Here is a 16,857-nt window from a genome sequence, read left to right as displayed (position 1 = left end):
TTATATATTTACAATAGGAGGAATAACCATGATGAAACATTTAATTGAAAAATTGAAAGAAAAAGAACCGCGTATGATTGAAATACGTCGTTATTTACATCAACATCCTGAGCTCTCTTTCCACGAAAAAGAAACGCCAAAATATATTGAATCATTTTATGAAGGAAAAGATTGTAAAGTCGAAACAAATGTGGGTCCTAACGGGTTGAAAGTTACGATTGACAGTGGAAAACCAGGTAAGACGATTGCAATTCGCGCTGATTTTGATGCTTTACCAATTCAAGAAGATACAGGATTAGCATTTGCTTCAAAAAATGAAGGTGTTATGCATGCATGTGGACATGACGCACATACAGCATACATGTTAATACTCGCAGAAACGTTAATCGAAATGAAAGACGACTTTAATGGCAAAGTAGTTGTCATCCATCAGCCAGCTGAAGAAGTGCCACCTGGTGGCGCGCAAGCAATGATTAAAGACGGTGTCTTAGATGGCGTCGACCATGTATTAGGTGTTCATGTCATGAGTCATATGCCTGCTGGCAATATATATTACAGAGAGGGCAACGTACAAACTGGACGTGACTTCTTTAAATTAAAAGTGAATGGCCAAGGCGGCCATGGTTCATCGCCACACACAGCAAATGACAGTATCGTAGCAGGTGCTTACTTTGTAAATGCCATACAAACAATCGTATCTAGACGTTTAAACCCGTTTGAAACTGGGGTCGTAACGATAGGTTCATTTGATGGTAAAGGTCAATTTAATGTTATTAAAGATAGTATCGAAATAGAAGGCGATGTACGTGCGTTGACTGATAAGACCAAAAATACAATTAAAAAAGAAGTGAACCGTTTATCAGCAGGTTTAGAAGCAATGTTCGGTGTCGAATGTGAATTAGACTATCACGATGATTATCCAGCACTGTACAATGATCCTGAGTTTACTCAATTTGTGGTAGATACATTAGAAAATGCAGAAACAGATGCGATTAACAATGTTGAAAGATGTGAGCCACAACCACCATCTGAAGATTTTGCGTATTATGCTAAAGCAATTCCTAGCACATTTATCTACGCAGGTGCTTCACCTGAAAACGGTGATATCCACCCGCATCATCACCCTAAATTTAATATTAGTGAAAAAGCGATGCGTGTTTCTGCTGAAGCGGTAGGCATTGCTGTATTAAATTATTTGAAATAAAAGCAATACCTGCTAAATATTGAATGATGAAAGTTATAAAAATGGAGTTACTATAGAAGGAAGACTAAAGTGACAGATATTTGGTTAAGCAATGTATTTGAATCAAATGATTAAACATCTATTGATATTTATGAGAGTGAGAAAATGGAACCTATGACCTAAACATAGGCCGCTTTCTCACTCTTTTTTTGAGATAAGTATGGGATTTTGCACTTTCATATATTGTGGAACAGAAATAAATGGTTGTAATAAATTTGAATGCAATTTAAACTAACAATTAAAAATGAAGGTTTAATATATCTCTATTTAGTGTATATGTAAAATGAAAAATAGAAGGGGATGATTGCATTGAATGGCGAGAAAAAAATAAATGACTTGTTAGAAGACTATAATAAGCAATTAAAAAAATTATTTAAATATGATCATTCTAAGGCTTTAACATTTGATAATGATAAGCGAAGTAAAGTTAGAGAGCAAAAGGGCGTTTTTGTAATCTTTGAAAACAAAACACCTATTTTTGTTGGGCAAGCCGGTGGATTTATGACTGGTTATAAATTAACGCAAAAAGATTTATATGATAAATTAGGGCAATTTAATTTAGCTTCAGATACTGGAACTGCAAAATTTAGAAAAACTTATATCGAACAACATGAATTAGATGATTCAGAACTGAAACATATTAAAGCAGTAGAAAAAGATTTTAAATTTCAGTATATTAAAGTTAAAGAAAATAGAGCATTCATTAATATTTTAGAAATATTAGCTTTAGAATACGCCAAAAATAATAATATAAAATTATTCAATTTTGTATAATGACCCATGTTGTATTTCTGTGGTCTGTTAAGAAAGCAGTGATTAAAATGAATACGAAAACAGTTAAAATTCATTTTCAACAACACGATATCCTAGTGAAGCTACCGAAAGGCTATGACGAAAGGCGTCATCATCCATATCCGCTTATGCTAGTACAAGAAGGTTATGCATTATTTAAAGACGTTGAAGCAGATGTGATATTTGCAGACTTGGTTCCGAATGATAGAAAACTTGAACTTACACCATGGCATGCAGTAGTAGACGGCGTCAATTATGATGGAGGGGCAGATACTTATAAAAAGTGGATAATAGAGCAATTGATCCCTTATTTAAGAAAATGTTTTAATATATCACAAGAACATAAAGATATTGGGATTGGCGGCGTTTCTTTAGGTGGGTTATTTACTTTATATACATTATTGAAAGATCCAGAAACATTTGGCTATTATATATTGATATCTCCATCGATATGGTATCCAAGATTTGTTGAATTTATGAAACAACAAGAAATTATAAAACAAGATAAGCGTATCTATTGGTATGTGGGTGAACAAGAGGGACGACAACACATTAGCATAAAACAAGAAATGTTCACTCAGACAGAATTAGGTGTAGATATATTAAACGAATTAATGATTTCGGAAAATGCTTCATTTTATTATGAGACAAATAAAAGAGGTAACCATGAAATGTCTTATTTTAAAAAGTATTTTGCAAGAGCAATCAAAAAATTATTTTGATTTTGTCAATTTTAAGAAGAAATTAAGTCTTTAAGGCTAAAATTATCAGAAAATTCGTAATAGTAACGATAAAAATCTGACCTTTGTACAAAATAATGGTAAAATTTGGACTATATGGATTTTATAAATTGAATAATTTGCTTTATAATGATGCATCTATAAAATTCCTAATAAGTAAGTTCAAAGTAATTATTATTTTAAAACATAGGGGATGTTTTTATGACAGTGAAAACGAATAAGGTTTCAGGTAGTAAGTTATTGACTGGTATTGTATTATCTATATTAACTTACTGGCTGTTTGCCCAATCTTTTTTAAATATCGGGCCTAAGATCCAAACGACATTTGATGCGAGCCCAGATATCGTAAACATTTCAGTGAGTTTAACTTCATTTGTTACCGGCGTGTTTATGGTGGTTGCAGGGAATATTTCAGATAAGTTTGGAAAAGTAAGAATGACTAGGATAGCGTTAGTATTAAGTATTATTGGCTCACTTATGCTTATTGTTTCAGGAAACGTTGTACTACTTTTACTCGGTAGGATTGTACAAGGTTTCTCGGCAGCGATTATTATGCCGGCAACAATTTCAATTGTAAATGATTTCTTCGAAGGAGACGATAGGCAGAAAGCATTGAGTTTTTGGTCAATTGGCGCATTTGGTGGCACTGGACTATCGTCATTTTTTGCTGGAGCCATGGCTACATTTATATTTTGGCAATCGATTTTTATATTATCAATTATATTATCAATCGTAGCGTTGTTTTTATTGAATAAATTACCAGAAAGTCGTATAAATAAAGCTGAATCTAATCCGTTTGATTATATCGGTTTAGCCATTTTTATTATAATGATTGGCAGTATTAGTTTTGTAATAACCCAAGGTTACAAAATAGGGTGGCTTAACGCTATAACAGTGATTTTATTTGTTGTATTTGTAATTTGTATTTACATATTTTTCAAAGTAGAACGTGTCAAAAAAGCGCCATTTATAGATTTAGATTTATTTAAAAATAGACCGTATATTGGCGCAGTCATAGCTAACTTTTTATTAAATACTGGGGTTGGCGTTATTGCACTATTTAATATGTATGTGCAAGGTGGGTTAAAGCTAACAGCTTTCCAAGCTGGCTTACTGACGTTGCCGTATTTAATTTCATTATTGCTTATTATACGTTTAGGAGAAAAAAGTATTAAACGATTTGGCGCAAAGCGTGCAATGGTTATTGGCCCGATATTTACAGGATTAGGTGTTCTGTTATTCAGCTTAACGTTTTTTGATACACCTGTTTACGTGGTGATTGCATTAATTGGTGCCGTATTCTTTGGTGGGGGCACAGGATTATTTGCTACACCGGCATTAAGTACAGCAGTATCTACGACGCCTCCTGAAAAAGTTGGCGTGGCATCAGGTATTTTTAAAATGGGTTCTACATTAGGTGGTGCCTTTGGTATTGCGATTATGACTTCTATTTTTACTGGGATCATTGAGAGTGGCCAAAGCGTGCACAGCGCTGCTGGTATTGGTTTTATTGTGGGTACTTGTCTAGTATTATGCGGCGTGCTAACGAGTGCGATTGTAATACCAACACGGAAAATAAACTAAATATGGCTAACGTATAATTACCAGCTGTTTCTGGAATATAAACAAAAGATCTAGTTTTATATAAACGACATATGAAAGCATGCGTTAGGCATATGTTTATACCAGCTTTTAACTACCCAAATCATTTTGGTTAGGGGCGAGATAGAGATTTAATTCTTTTAATTAGATTTCTATCTCGCTTTATTTAATTTTTTACGTTATAAAACTAAATTACATTTCATAATTTTACATAGAAAATTAAAAGGATTATGATTAATACAAATATATACGAGAAAGGGGGGGTTCTATGCAATACAAAACATATTATGAATCGCCAATCGGTCAAATAGCAATTACTTCAGATGGAGAGGCGATTACAGGTTTATGGTTGCCTAAGCATAACGATTTTGAATTAAATTATAATGAACCTTTAACAGAAGCAAAATTGCCCATATTTACAAAAGCAATTACATGGCTTGATGCATATTTCGCAGGAAATAATCCCAAAATTGATTTTGAATTAAAAGCTACAGGGTCGGAATTTAGAGAACAAGTTTGGGAGATTTTATTAGACATTCCATATGGCGTAACAGTGACTTATGGCGATATTGCGAAAAAAATAGCAATTAAAAGAAATAAACAAAAAATGTCTTCACAAGCAGTTGGCGGTGCTGTCGGTACCAATCCAATTTCTATAATGATCCCTTGCCATAGAGTAGTTGGTAAAGATGGCAGTCTTACAGGTTATGGAGGCGGCATCGATACGAAAATTGAGCTATTACAACTTGAACAAGTCAATATGAAGCCACTTTATAGACCCAAACATAGCACTAAGCCATAAATGACGCACAAAATAGCGTAGCTTTCTATGCTCAGAACAATTAAGTATAAAACATAGAAATATGAAAGTTAGATTATTGTATATATATGCAATTTCATCAGTGTCGAGCTAGCGTAACTAGATATTAAGATAAAGCCAAAGCTAGAAATGCTATTCACTTTCATTTTTTATTTAAAAAATTATATTTTTAAAAAATAAAAAATTATTTTAGCACCAAGTTGCTTATTAATCTCATTGTGTTATCCTAAAAAACGTCTTTCCTATTTATACTAGAGGGGTGGAAAATTTGGAAAATACAAGAAAATCATTTTCTAGTGTGTTTATTTATTCAGCACTAGTAGTTGGTATATTAGTAATAATTGGTGCTATTTTTCCAGCTAAATTTGGAGAAATTACAGGTGTTATATCTACTTGGGTAACGAAAACATTTGGTTGGTATTATATGTTGTTATACACAGTGATTTTAGGTTTCTGTGTGTTTTTGTTGTTTAGCCCGATTGGGAAGTTGAAATTAGGTAAACCAACAGACAAACCAGAATTTCATACAGTGTCTTGGTTAGCAATGTTGTTTAGCGCTGGTATGGGTATCGGTCTCGTATTCTATGGTTCATCTGAACCGATATCACACTTTCTATCTCCACCGACTGCAGATCCAGAAACAAAGGAAGCAATGGCACAAGCCTTTAGGTCATCATTTATTGACTATGGCTTTCACCCGTGGGCAGTCTATGGCGTAGTTGCGTTAGGTTTAGCATATTCACAATTTCGTAAAGGAGAAAATGGATTAATTTCAAGGACATTAAGACCAGTGCTTGGAGATAGAGTAGATGGTCCCATCGGTGTTATTGTTGATGTGTTAGCTGTATTTGCCACGATCATAGGGGTAGCAGTTTCTTTAGGTGTTGGCGCAATACAAATAAACGGTGGCTTGAATTATTTGTTCGGTGTGCCGAATAACGCTGTAGTTCAAGGTATTATTATCGCTGTAGTTACAGTATTATTTTTATATAGTGCCTGGAGCGGCTTGAGTAAAGGCATTCAATATTTAAGTAATTTAAATATGTTTTTAGCAGCATTATTACTTATTGTTATTTTTATCGTAGGTCCTACAGTACTTATATTAAATATGATGACCAGTGGCACGGGGGATTATCTCAATTCACTTATTTTTAATAGTCTAGATGTCGCACCGTTAAATGAGCAAAAAGCGGAGTGGCTCCAAAGCTGGACAATTTATTATTGGGGCTGGTGGATGAGTTGGAGTCCATTCGTTGGTATTTTTATCGCGAGAATCTCAAAAGGGCGTAGTATTCGTGAATTTGTGATTGCAGTTTTAGGTGTGCCAGTAGTGGTTAGTATTATCTGGTTTAGTGCATTCGGTATGACTGGTATAGATACTGGCCAATCTCATAATGAAATATTTAAAATGCCCCCCGAGACGCAATTGTTTGGTATTTTTAATGAATTACCGTTCGGTTTTATTCTATCAATTATCGCACTAGCCTTAATTGCTTCATTTTTTATTACATCTGCGGATTCAGCAACTTTTGTGTTAGGCATGCAAACAGCCTATGGCACATTAAATCCTTCAGGTTTTATAAAAATTGTATGGGGCATTGCATTGGCAGCTATTGCTTACGTACTCTTACTTGCTGGTGGAGATACTGGGTTAGACGCATTACAATCTGCAGCCATTATCTCTGCTTTACCTTTCAGTTTTGTAGTGATATTAATGATGATATCTTTATACAAAGATGGTAATAAAGAACGTAAACATTTAGGCTTATCTTTACAACCAAAAAGACATATCCAAAGCCAAGATCGTGATTAAATAATTACTAAGAATTGGACAGGTATAGCTCAGTTACATTAGAAAAAAGGATGGTTTTTACTAAAAATAACGTAAAAACCATCCTTTTTAATATTTTTATATAGAAATATTGTGATATTAATCATTTTAGATATTTCAGTGTACTTGTTCATTTCTAAAACTTTCAATAGAGATAAATATATTACTAAAATATAAAATAATTGAGAGACTATATTCATACATGTTTAAATTTAGGTTATGAGCGTGATGGTCATATTTAGCGTTAAATTTAAAGGATAGGAAAACGGCATCTAGGCAAGTATATAGATTGATAAGCGACAAATGTTAAATATAATAATGCACCTTTATTTTTAAAAATAAAGGTGCATTTTACTTAATCTTAGAAATGATATTCTAGACTATTTTGTTATATATTTATATTTTCGGTTAATGATGAAGAATGAGATAAGATTAAGTGATTTGAATTCTAATTTAAGGTATTATAATTACGGATATGATTATGAATGCTTTCAAGGTAGAATATACCTTTTGATTCATTTGCTAATTCAACCTCGTGATTAAACTCAAGATTATCGAAACGTTTAAAGAACGCTTCATACGTATCAACAGAGATTTCTGTACGATGGTTTAATAAATTTTTATGGCCTTCGATGTCAAGTGCATCTCGATAGCCTTCTACTATTTTACCACTGAAGAATTCACCAACTGAGCCTGATCCATAGCTGAATAAGCCAATTGTATCCCCAGCATTGAGTTCATGATGCGTTTCTAGTAATGAAATTAAACTTAGATATAATGAACCAGTATAGATATTACCAACATAACGATTGTAATAAGTCGCTGCATCATACCCTGATGTTAATCGTTCTTTGGTTTGTTCATCGATATCATCTGTTAAAATTGAATCAAGTGCTTTTTTACCCATTTTTGTAAAAGGCACGTGGAAACATAAGGATTTAAAATAATCTAGTGAAATATGATGTCTACGCGCATACTCATTCCAACTTTCTTGGAATGAATGAATATAAGCATCTTTTGATAACGCGCCGTCTACAAGTGGGTATGATTGACCACTTGGGCGCCAGAAATCATATACATCTTCAGTAAATGCTACAGCATCATCATTTAGTTCAAGAATGCGTGGATTTTGTGTTATCATCATAGCAACTGCGCCTGCACCTTGAGTTGGCTCGCCACCAGATTCTAAACCATAACGTGCAGTATCACTAGCAATGACTAAAACTTTTTCATCAGGGCGGTTTGCTAAGTAATCTTTTGCGAGTTGAATAGCAGGTGTTGCAGCATAGCATGCTTCTTTCATTTCAATACAACGCGCAAAAGGTTGAATACCTAATAGATTATGTATTTGAACTGCTGAAGCCTTAGCAGAATCGATAGCAGATTCAGTTGCAACAATAACCATGCTGATTTGTTTCTTATCATCTTCTGTAATAATATCTTTGGCAGCATTTGCACCCATAGATACAATATCTTGACTCATAGGACTCACTGCCATTTCATTTTGGCCAATACCAATAAGGAATTTATTTGGATCAACTTGTCGAGATTCAGCAAGTTTAGCCATGTCTACATAAAAACTTGGAACATAAAAATTGATTTGATCAATACCAACTGTCATAAAGCATAACGACACCTTTCTTTATATAAATAAGCAACTGTATCATACCAAATGATACGTATAAAATACAATAATTTATAACACGTGATAAAGGAGACGAACAATGAAAAAAATAGCAATTGTAAGTGCCAAACGTACACCAATCGGGAGATTTAGAGGGAAATTAAGCAATTATACCGCAGTAGAATTAGGCACAAAAACACTGGAGGCTGCTATGTCAGCAATTAATATTAAACCAGAAATGATAGAGCAAGTGATTTATGGCAATGTATTGCAAAGTGGGAGTGGTCAAAATCCTGCCCGTCAAATAGCAATCCATTCTGGTGTTCCAAATACAACTCCAGCTATGACAATTAATGAAGTGTGTGGGTCTGGCTTGAAATCTATTATTTTAGGAAAGCAATTAATCCAATTAGGTGAAGCTAAAGTAATAGCTGTAGGTGGCGTAGAAAGCATGACAAACGCGCCTAAGTTAGTACTTAATGAAGACGAAGCCCCTGTAGATAGTTTTATGCACGATGGCCTTACTGATGCATTTTTAAACGTGCCTATGGGTATTACAGCCGAAAAAATTGCTGAAAAGTACAATGTATCACGTGAAGCACAAGACCATTTTGCTAATGAATCTCAACAAAAAGCACAACAAGCGTCAGCAGCAGGTAAATTTAATAATGAAATCGTTCCATTAGAAGATGTAAATGGAGAAATGATGACTACGGATGAAGGTATTCGCGGAAATAGTAGTGTTGAGAAATTAAGTACATTAAAAACGATATTTAAAAAAGATGGTACCGTAACAGGTGGTAATGCGTCTAGTATTAACGATGGCGCATCAACTATCATTTTAATGGATGCTGACTATGCGAAACAAGAAGGCTATGATATTTTAGCTATAGTTGGTGCGCATGCCGAAATCGGGTGTGATCCTGAGTATATGGGCTATGCGCCATATCATGCTGTGACAAAATTATTAGATAAAACAGATAAAGTCATTGATGACTTTGATGTAGTAGAAATGACAGAAGCTTTCGCATCGCAAAGTATTCCTGTAAGAGACCATTTAGGTATATCTGAGGATAAGTTAAATTTATATGGTGGGGCGATTGCATTAGGTCATCCTATTGGTGCAAGCGGTACTCGCTTAGTCACAACTTTAGTTAATATTTTAGCTCAAGAAGATAAACAATCGGGCGTAGCAACTGCCTGTATCGGTGGCGGTTTAGGCATTGCAATCCAAATTGAAAAGGAGAATAACTAATGGATCCATTAGGCAAGACATTTCGTCATTTGTCCAGAACAGAAAAGTTAGAGGAATTAGTAATTAAAGGATGGTTATCTGAAGAAAATAAAAGTGTGTTACTCAATAACCCTTTAATTTCAGAAGAGATTGCGAATAGTCTTATAGAAAATGTCATTGGTCAAGGGACATTACCTGTAGGTTTATTACCTGAAATCAAAGTAGACGATAAATCATATGTTGTGCCAATGATGGTCGAAGAACCTTCAGTAGTTGCAGCAGCCAGTTATGGTGCAAAGCTTGTAAATCAAACTGGGGGCTTTAAAGTTGTTTCTAGTGAGCGTTTAATGATTGGGCAAATTGTATTTGATGGTGTGTTAGATACTGCAGTTTTAGAACAACGTCTTCAACAACTTGAACCACAAATGAAACGTATTGCGGATGAAGTATATCCTTCAATAATTGAGCGTGGCGGTGGTTTTCGTAAAATTGAAATAGATACATTCCCCGAGGAAGGCTTATTGTCATTAAAAGTTTACGTAGATACAAAAGATGCAATGGGCGCAAATATGTTGAATACCATTTTAGAAGGGATAACAGCATATTTAAAAAATGAATTAGAACATGTTGATATATTGATGAGCATTTTATCTAATCATGCAACTGCATCTGTCGTTAAAGTACAGGGAGAAATCACAGTTGATGCATTGTCAAAAGGTGGGCGTGATGGTCAAGATGTAGCCAAAAGAATGGAACGTGCATCTGTATTGGCTCAAGTTGATATTCACCGTGCAGCCACACATAATAAAGGTGTGATGAATGGCATTCACGCTGTAGTGTTGGCGACAGGTAATGATACTCGTGGGGCTGAAGCCACAGCGCATGCATATGCAAGTAAAGACGGTCAATATCGTGGCCTAGCTACGTGGCATTATAATGAAGAAAAACAAGTGCTTGTAGGGACAATTGAAGTGCCTATGACATTGGCTACTGTAGGCGGTGGCACCAAAGTATTACCAATCGCAAAAGCGTCTTTAGAATTAATGAAGGTTGATTCTGCGCAAGAATTAGGTCACGTCGTTGCTGCCGTGGGGTTAGCACAAAATTTTGCGGCATGTCGTGCATTGGTTTCTGAAGGTATTCAACAAGGCCATATGAGTTTACAATATAAATCATTAGCAATTGTAGTAGGTGCGCAAGGTGAAGAAATTGCTCAAGTAGCAGAACGCTTAAAAACACAAGATCGTGCAAATACAGCCGTTGCACAACAATTGTTAGAAGAATTAAGATTGCAAAAACAATAATATTAAAATAACCCCTGAATGATTTTGATGTGTGCCCCAAAAGTTGAACTGAAAATCTAACTTTTAGGGGCTTTTTGCATATAAGTAAATTAGATAGTAAATTTTAAAGTAATTGATTTATTTGAAACTTTGTATACCATATAATTAAAATATGAAGAAATTAAAAAAAGGGGAAATGATTAATGATAAATAATAAATTACCTTCATTATTATATACGGGGAACGCTAAAAGTGAGGTGCCTATCCTTGCTCATGAACAAGGGATACAAACTATTACGGCAGAACCATGGTTAGAAATTTCTGATAAGGGATTACAACTCGAAGGACTCTGCTTTGACAGAAATGGAGACTTGATACTTTGCGAAGTTTTTGGGGGAACTATTTTTCATGTAGCCCTGCCTGATAAAAAAATAACTCGATTATTAAAGTCACATAAAGAAAATCCAGCAGCCGTTAAAATACATAAAGACGGACGTTTATTTGTCTGTTATTTAGGTGATTTTGATCGTTCAGGTGGTATTTACGCTGTTGATGCAAATGGCAATAAGATTCAAGAAATTGTATCAGATATTGAAACAGAATATTGTGTGGACGATTTAGTATTTGATCGTAAAGGCGGGTTTTATTTTACGGATTTCAGAGGTTATTCTACAAATCCTAAAGGTGGCGTGTATTATGTTTCACCAGACTTTCAATCTATTACACCTGTTATACAAAACTTAGCGGTTGCCAATGGTGTAGCACTTAGTACGGATGAAAAAACATTGTGGGTAACAGAAACGAATACGAACCGATTACATCGTATTGATTTATTAGAAGACGGTGTGACCATCGCACCATTTGGAGCGTCTATACCTTATCATTTCACAGGGCATGAAGGTCCTGATTCGTGTTGTATAGATAGTGATGATAATTTATATGTTGCAATGTATGGTCAAGGAAGAGTGCTAGTATTTAATAAGAGAGGTTATCCAATAGGGCAAATATTGATTCCAGGAAGGGATCAAGGTCATATGCTTCGTTCAACGCATCCTGCATTTATTCCAGGAACAGATCAACTGATTATTTGTTCAAATGATATTGAAAATGATGGTGGCTCTTGGATTTATACAGTAAAAGGATTCGCTAAAGGACACCATAGCTACCAATTTCATTAAACACAATCAAACTTTAAAATATTTACCTGTAATGAGCAGTCATTTGATATTGCTTAGTTACAGGTTTTTTTATTTTAAAAAATTTTCAAAAAAAGTAAATTTTAATATATAAGACAATGTCAGTGTATGGTAGTACTTTAGGGGATCAGGTAAGAATAGATGTAATAAATAAGTACGTTGTAATTAAAAAATTTCATGGTATTTTGATGTAATAGTAAAATATTTAAGGTAAAATTTATGAAAAAGTTATAAATACACGATTGAAAGCGTATTCATTTTTAAGTATGATATTAATTAACAAAGGGAGGTGTTCGTTATTTTTACGCGAAAAAATAAGAATGACGAAGATAACGTAAATACGAAGAAGCCATTAGGTGTGACATCTGCAGTAATTACCTTATCAATTATGATTATTACTATGTTATTTACAGTGGCTGTATTAGAAAAAGAACCTCATATTCCATTAATGATAGGAACTGCAGTCGCAATTATAATGACAATGATGCATGGCTATGAATTTCGTGAAGTAGAAGAAATGATGTATAAAGGCATACGGCATGCGTTACCAGCTATTGTAATCATTATACTTGTAGGTTTAGTAATTGGTTCATGGATTGGCAGTGGTGTTGTGGCGACAATGATTTATTATGGTTTACAATTAATAGATCCACGTTATTTTTTAGCAGTTGTGGTCATTTTATGTAGTGTTGTCGCATTAGCTATTGGCAGTAGCTGGTCCACAATGGCAACTGTTGGTGTTGCGTCAATGGGCATCGGTATTAGCATGGGCATTTCTCCAGGCATGGTTGCTGGCGCAGTTATTTGTGGTGCTTATTTTGGTGATAAAATGAGTCCACTGTCTGATACAACAAATCTTGCTTCAGGTTTATCAGGCGTTGAATTATTCGAGCATATTAAGCATATGTTTTACACGACGATACCAGCTGTAATCATTGCGTTAATCGCTTTTTTCTTTATGGGTATGCAATATGGCAATAAAAACTTTGATACAAAAAGAATTGATGCAATCCTTAACACAATGCAAGATAACTTTGTCATAACACCTTGGTTATTATTAATACCTTTAATAGTAATCGTCCTAGTCATATTTAAAGTGCCAGCGATACCCGCCATTTGTGTTGGTATTATATTTGGTTTCTTTGCTCAAATATTTGTACAAGGTGGATCGATAACAGAAGCATTAACAGCTTTACAAACAGGTTATACGATCGAATCAGGAAACAAACTTGTAGATGAACTATTTAATCGTGGTGGATTAGAATCGATGTTTTATACTATATCACTGACTTTAGTAGCGATGACTTTTGGTGGTGTGCTCGAATACTCAGGCATGCTATCAGCATTGATTTCACTGATTTTAAGAGTAGCGCAAACTACTGGTTCATTAATTGCATCTGTCATTATATCTTGTATTGGGACTAACTTTACGTGCTCAGAACAATACATATCTATTATTGTACCGTCAAGAATGTACGCTAATGCTTTTAAAGAAAAGAATTTACATCCTAAAAACCTATCGAGGGCACTCGAAGATGGTGGCACGTTAACGTCCGTATTTGTACCCTGGAATACGTGTGGTGTGTTTATAGCATCAACACTAGGCGTATCTGTAATGGAATACGCACCGTTTGCGATTGTTAATTATACGGTACCAATTATTTCAGTTATCTTTGGTTATGTTGGCTTTAAAATAATTAAATTAAAAGAAATAGATAAAGAAGACTCAGATAATGCAAACTTGGCTTAAAACTTAACATGATAAGCTAAGATGTGGTTGAGTATTAGAAGCGTATCGTTAATTACAAAAAATTCAAGGTAAATCAAAAAAGGTGATTGTTATTTTTATTTCAATAGTAGAAACTAGACATTTATAGTTTAATGATGAAGCTTAAAACGATAAATAACAGTAATGAACGCCATACCAAATGATTTATTGTGTTAACCTAAGTTATCTACAATGATAACTTAGCACGTCAATTTCTTTTTATGATATCTGTTAATTAAAAAGATTGAAAAATTAGAATTTAGCCGTATACTAGAATGTACAAATTGAAGTTAGGTATAGAGGAGCACGCATATGGATATTAAGCATATGAAATATTTTGTTGAGGTTGTAAACCAGCATGGTATGACGAACGCTTCTAAATCTTTATATATTGCACAACCAACGATTAGTAAAGCGATTAAAGATATAGAAAAAGAATTAAATATGCCGTTATTTGATCGAAGTAATCGTCAACTTGTGCTAACGGATGCTGGAATGGTTTTTTATCAAAAATGTAAAGAAATATTAGCGCTATATAAAGATTTACCTAGAGAAATCAATAGTTTAGTTGGCTTAGAAACAGGACATATTAGCATCGGTTTATCTGCTGTCATGAATATGAATAAATTTATTCATATATTAGGTGAGTTCCATCAACAATATCCTAATGTCACTTATAATTTAGTTGAAAATGGTGGCAAAATGATTGAGCATCAACTGATTAATGATGAAATAGATATTGGTATTACAACGTTGCCAGTCGACCAATCTATTTTTCATTCGTTGCCTTTATATCAAGAAGAGTTAAAATTGGTTTTGAATCAAGAGCATCATTTAGCTAATTACCAGAAAGTGCAAATGGCCATGCTAAAAGATGAAGATTTTATACTATTTAATGAAGATTTCTATTTAAACGATAAAATAATTGAAGCAGCAAAAAATGCTGGTTATATCCCTAATACAGTATCAAAGATTTCACAATGGAACTTTATTGAAAACTTGTTAAACGCACATTTAGGTGTGAGTATTTTACCTGAAAATATTGTGAATTTATTGGATAGTAATTTTAAAAATATAACACTTGAAGATCCTGGCATGCGTTGGGAATTAGGCGTGATTTGGAAGCGCGACAAATATTTAAGTTATGCAACTAGGCAATGGATAGATTTTATGAAACAACGACTATAATATATAGACAAGCGAGAAAACAAACAAGCCGCTTTATTAAAGTAGATATTTTGTTGCATGAAAAAGGTATATACAAATGAGGTTAATCATTACTGAATGATTATAGCGTTTTTTACAGTAATTTAGTTAATTTGCGGGAGTCGGAACGGGAATCCAATTAAAGCTATTTGGTCCCGTGCTGCTCCCGTTATTTTTTAGATATAAGCATTCATTTATAAATAGTTCATAACGTAAATAATTTTGATAGATATGGCTATTTCTAGATAAAGTATAGACTTACATAATATGTAAAAACGTTTCCATAGATAAAAGTAATAGCTAGTATAAAAAAACAATATTTTTATTATAAATTGTGGCGCGTTATACTAATAATGTAATCAATAAAATAGTTATATATAAAAGTACGAAATGAATAAAACAATAAAGGAACAAAGGATGATGAGTATTGCAGGTAGCATTAAAGATAGTCAAAATTATGTTTCAAGCGTTAATTATTATGGGTATTACTTTTATTGGTAATAAGATTCAAATGATTTTCCATATTCCAATTGCAGGTAGTATTGTTGGATTGATTTTATATTTTTTGTTACTTCAATTTAAAATAATTCCAACAAAATGGGTAGAAGAAGGTTCTAAATTTTTCTTAGCAACAATGGTATTTTTCTTTGTCCCATCTGTAGTAGGTGTTATGGATGTTGCGTCTATGATTAATCTCAATTTTATTTTATTCTTTATTATGATTGTAATAGGCACGTGTTGCGTTGCTTTAATCTCAGGGTACATTGCTGAAAAAATGGTTAAAACTGAGCAATACGGGAATGGTCAAAATTAGATGACATTTCTAAAAGCAATAATAATGATTGTATTAACAGTTTGTATGTACGTTGGAGCAAAAAAATTACAGTTTAAATATAGAAGCCCATTTTTAAATCCAGCACTAGTGTCATCCATTGGGATTATTATTGTACTATTAATATTTAATATAGATTATCAGCAATATATGATTGGCGGTAAATGGATTCACTATTTATTAAATTGTACAGTGGTCGCTTTGGCATATCCGCTGTATCAAAACCGTCATAAAATATTAGCTAATGGAAAAATCATATTTAGTAGCGTTATTGCAGCTGTGATATTGAACTTCGTATTTGTATACGTCATTTTGAAAACATTTGGCTATTCAAAAGAAGTCATTGTTACGATGCTACCAAGATCAATTACGGCGGCAGTTGGTATTCAAGTATCACATCAAATGGGAGGTGTCGATGCAATTGCTGTGTTGTTTATTATAGCTACTGGTTTAATAGGTAGTATTCTAGGCGCGTATTTGATTAAATTTGGAAGGTTTAAAACATCAATTGCCAAGGGATTAACATTTGGCAACGCATCGCATGCATTTGGTACAGCACAAGCGCTTGATATTGATTTAGAAGCAGGTGCTTTTAGTTCAATTGGTATGATTTTGACAGCGTTATTGAGTTCAATTGTACTGCCTATACTCATGATCTTTTTATACTAAGTATAAGCCTAGCAATG

At 33.7% G+C, this 16,857-nt stretch carries 14 protein-coding genes; 13 read left to right on the top strand and 1 reads right to left on the bottom strand.

Features of this window, described 5'->3' with window-relative positions:
- Nucleotides 1-28: 28 nt before the first annotated feature.
- The 6 genes from KA900_RS05050 to KA900_RS05025 all read left to right on the top strand — a co-directional run bounded on the left by KA900_RS05050 (nucleotide 29) and on the right by KA900_RS05025 (nucleotide 7,010).
- Complete coding sequence (locus KA900_RS05050) at nucleotides 29-1,204, top strand: M20 family metallopeptidase (protein WP_119487710.1); 1,176 nt, start codon at nucleotides 29-31, stop codon at nucleotides 1,202-1,204.
- 348 nt (nucleotides 1,205-1,552) lie between these two features.
- Entirely contained in the window at nucleotides 1,553-2,017 is a 465-nt protein-coding gene (locus tag KA900_RS05045; protein WP_210139340.1) for a hypothetical protein, read from the top strand.
- A 47-nt stretch (nucleotides 2,018-2,064) separates the two neighbouring features.
- Entirely contained in the window at nucleotides 2,065-2,757 is a 693-nt protein-coding gene (locus KA900_RS05040; RefSeq protein WP_119487712.1) for an alpha/beta hydrolase, read from the top strand.
- A 219-nt stretch (nucleotides 2,758-2,976) separates the two neighbouring features.
- The gene (locus KA900_RS05035; RefSeq protein ID WP_103372687.1) at nucleotides 2,977-4,359 is read left to right on the top strand and encodes an MFS transporter; all 1,383 of its coding nucleotides are present in this window, start codon (nucleotides 2,977-2,979) and stop codon (nucleotides 4,357-4,359) included.
- A gap of 286 nt (nucleotides 4,360-4,645) precedes the next feature.
- On the top strand, nucleotides 4,646-5,179 hold the full coding sequence (locus tag KA900_RS05030; protein ID WP_107643948.1) for a methylated-DNA--[protein]-cysteine S-methyltransferase: 534 nt from the start codon (nucleotides 4,646-4,648) through the stop codon (nucleotides 5,177-5,179).
- A 286-nt stretch (nucleotides 5,180-5,465) separates the two neighbouring features.
- Nucleotides 5,466-7,010: a BCCT family transporter gene (locus tag KA900_RS05025; RefSeq protein ID WP_119487714.1), complete on the top strand. Its 1,545-nt coding sequence runs from the start codon at nucleotides 5,466-5,468 to the stop codon at nucleotides 7,008-7,010.
- Between the two features lie 466 nt (nucleotides 7,011-7,476).
- On the opposite strand, the gene KA900_RS05020 is transcribed toward KA900_RS05025, so the two are convergent.
- Nucleotides 7,477-8,649 (bottom strand): hydroxymethylglutaryl-CoA synthase, encoded by a 1,173-nt coding sequence (locus KA900_RS05020; protein ID WP_096808379.1) that lies wholly within the window; start codon nucleotides 8,647-8,649, stop codon nucleotides 7,477-7,479.
- 103 nt (nucleotides 8,650-8,752) lie between these two features.
- Here KA900_RS05020 and KA900_RS05015 point away from each other — a divergent pair, with 103 nt between their 5' ends.
- From KA900_RS05015 to KA900_RS04985, 7 genes are all read left to right on the top strand, one after another.
- The gene (locus tag KA900_RS05015) at nucleotides 8,753-9,907 is read left to right on the top strand and encodes a thiolase family protein (RefSeq protein WP_119487715.1); all 1,155 of its coding nucleotides are present in this window, start codon (nucleotides 8,753-8,755) and stop codon (nucleotides 9,905-9,907) included.
- A complete protein-coding gene (locus KA900_RS05010; RefSeq protein WP_103373437.1) occupies nucleotides 9,907-11,190 on the top strand; it encodes a hydroxymethylglutaryl-CoA reductase, degradative in 1,284 nt (427 codons plus the stop codon). Before KA900_RS05015 ends, KA900_RS05010 begins: the two co-directional genes overlap by 1 nt.
- 182 nt (nucleotides 11,191-11,372) lie before the next feature.
- Nucleotides 11,373-12,347 carry an SMP-30/gluconolactonase/LRE family protein gene (locus tag KA900_RS05005; RefSeq protein WP_207606311.1) on the top strand — a complete coding sequence of 325 codons (975 nt, stop codon included), beginning with the start codon at nucleotides 11,373-11,375 and terminating at the stop codon, nucleotides 12,345-12,347.
- A gap of 307 nt (nucleotides 12,348-12,654) precedes the next feature.
- Complete coding sequence (nhaC, locus tag KA900_RS05000; protein WP_103372500.1) at nucleotides 12,655-14,115, top strand: Na+/H+ antiporter NhaC; 1,461 nt, start codon at nucleotides 12,655-12,657, stop codon at nucleotides 14,113-14,115.
- A gap of 330 nt (nucleotides 14,116-14,445) precedes the next feature.
- Nucleotides 14,446-15,321: a cidABC operon transcriptional activator CidR gene (gene cidR, locus KA900_RS04995; RefSeq protein ID WP_115341924.1), complete on the top strand. Its 876-nt coding sequence runs from the start codon at nucleotides 14,446-14,448 to the stop codon at nucleotides 15,319-15,321.
- 445 nt (nucleotides 15,322-15,766) lie between these two features.
- Nucleotides 15,767-16,153: a CidA/LrgA family protein gene (locus tag KA900_RS04990; RefSeq protein WP_096808385.1), complete on the top strand. Its 387-nt coding sequence runs from the start codon at nucleotides 15,767-15,769 to the stop codon at nucleotides 16,151-16,153.
- On the top strand, nucleotides 16,154-16,840 hold the full coding sequence (locus tag KA900_RS04985; RefSeq protein ID WP_096808386.1) for an LrgB family protein: 687 nt from the start codon (nucleotides 16,154-16,156) through the stop codon (nucleotides 16,838-16,840). It begins immediately after the preceding gene.
- Nucleotides 16,841-16,857: the final 17 nt, after the last annotated feature.

It is taken from the genome of Staphylococcus sp. GDY8P120P, assembly GCF_017892065.1.
Classification (GTDB): domain Bacteria; phylum Bacillota; class Bacilli; order Staphylococcales; family Staphylococcaceae; genus Staphylococcus; species Staphylococcus nepalensis.
This window is presented reverse-complemented; position numbering and strand designations above follow the sequence as displayed.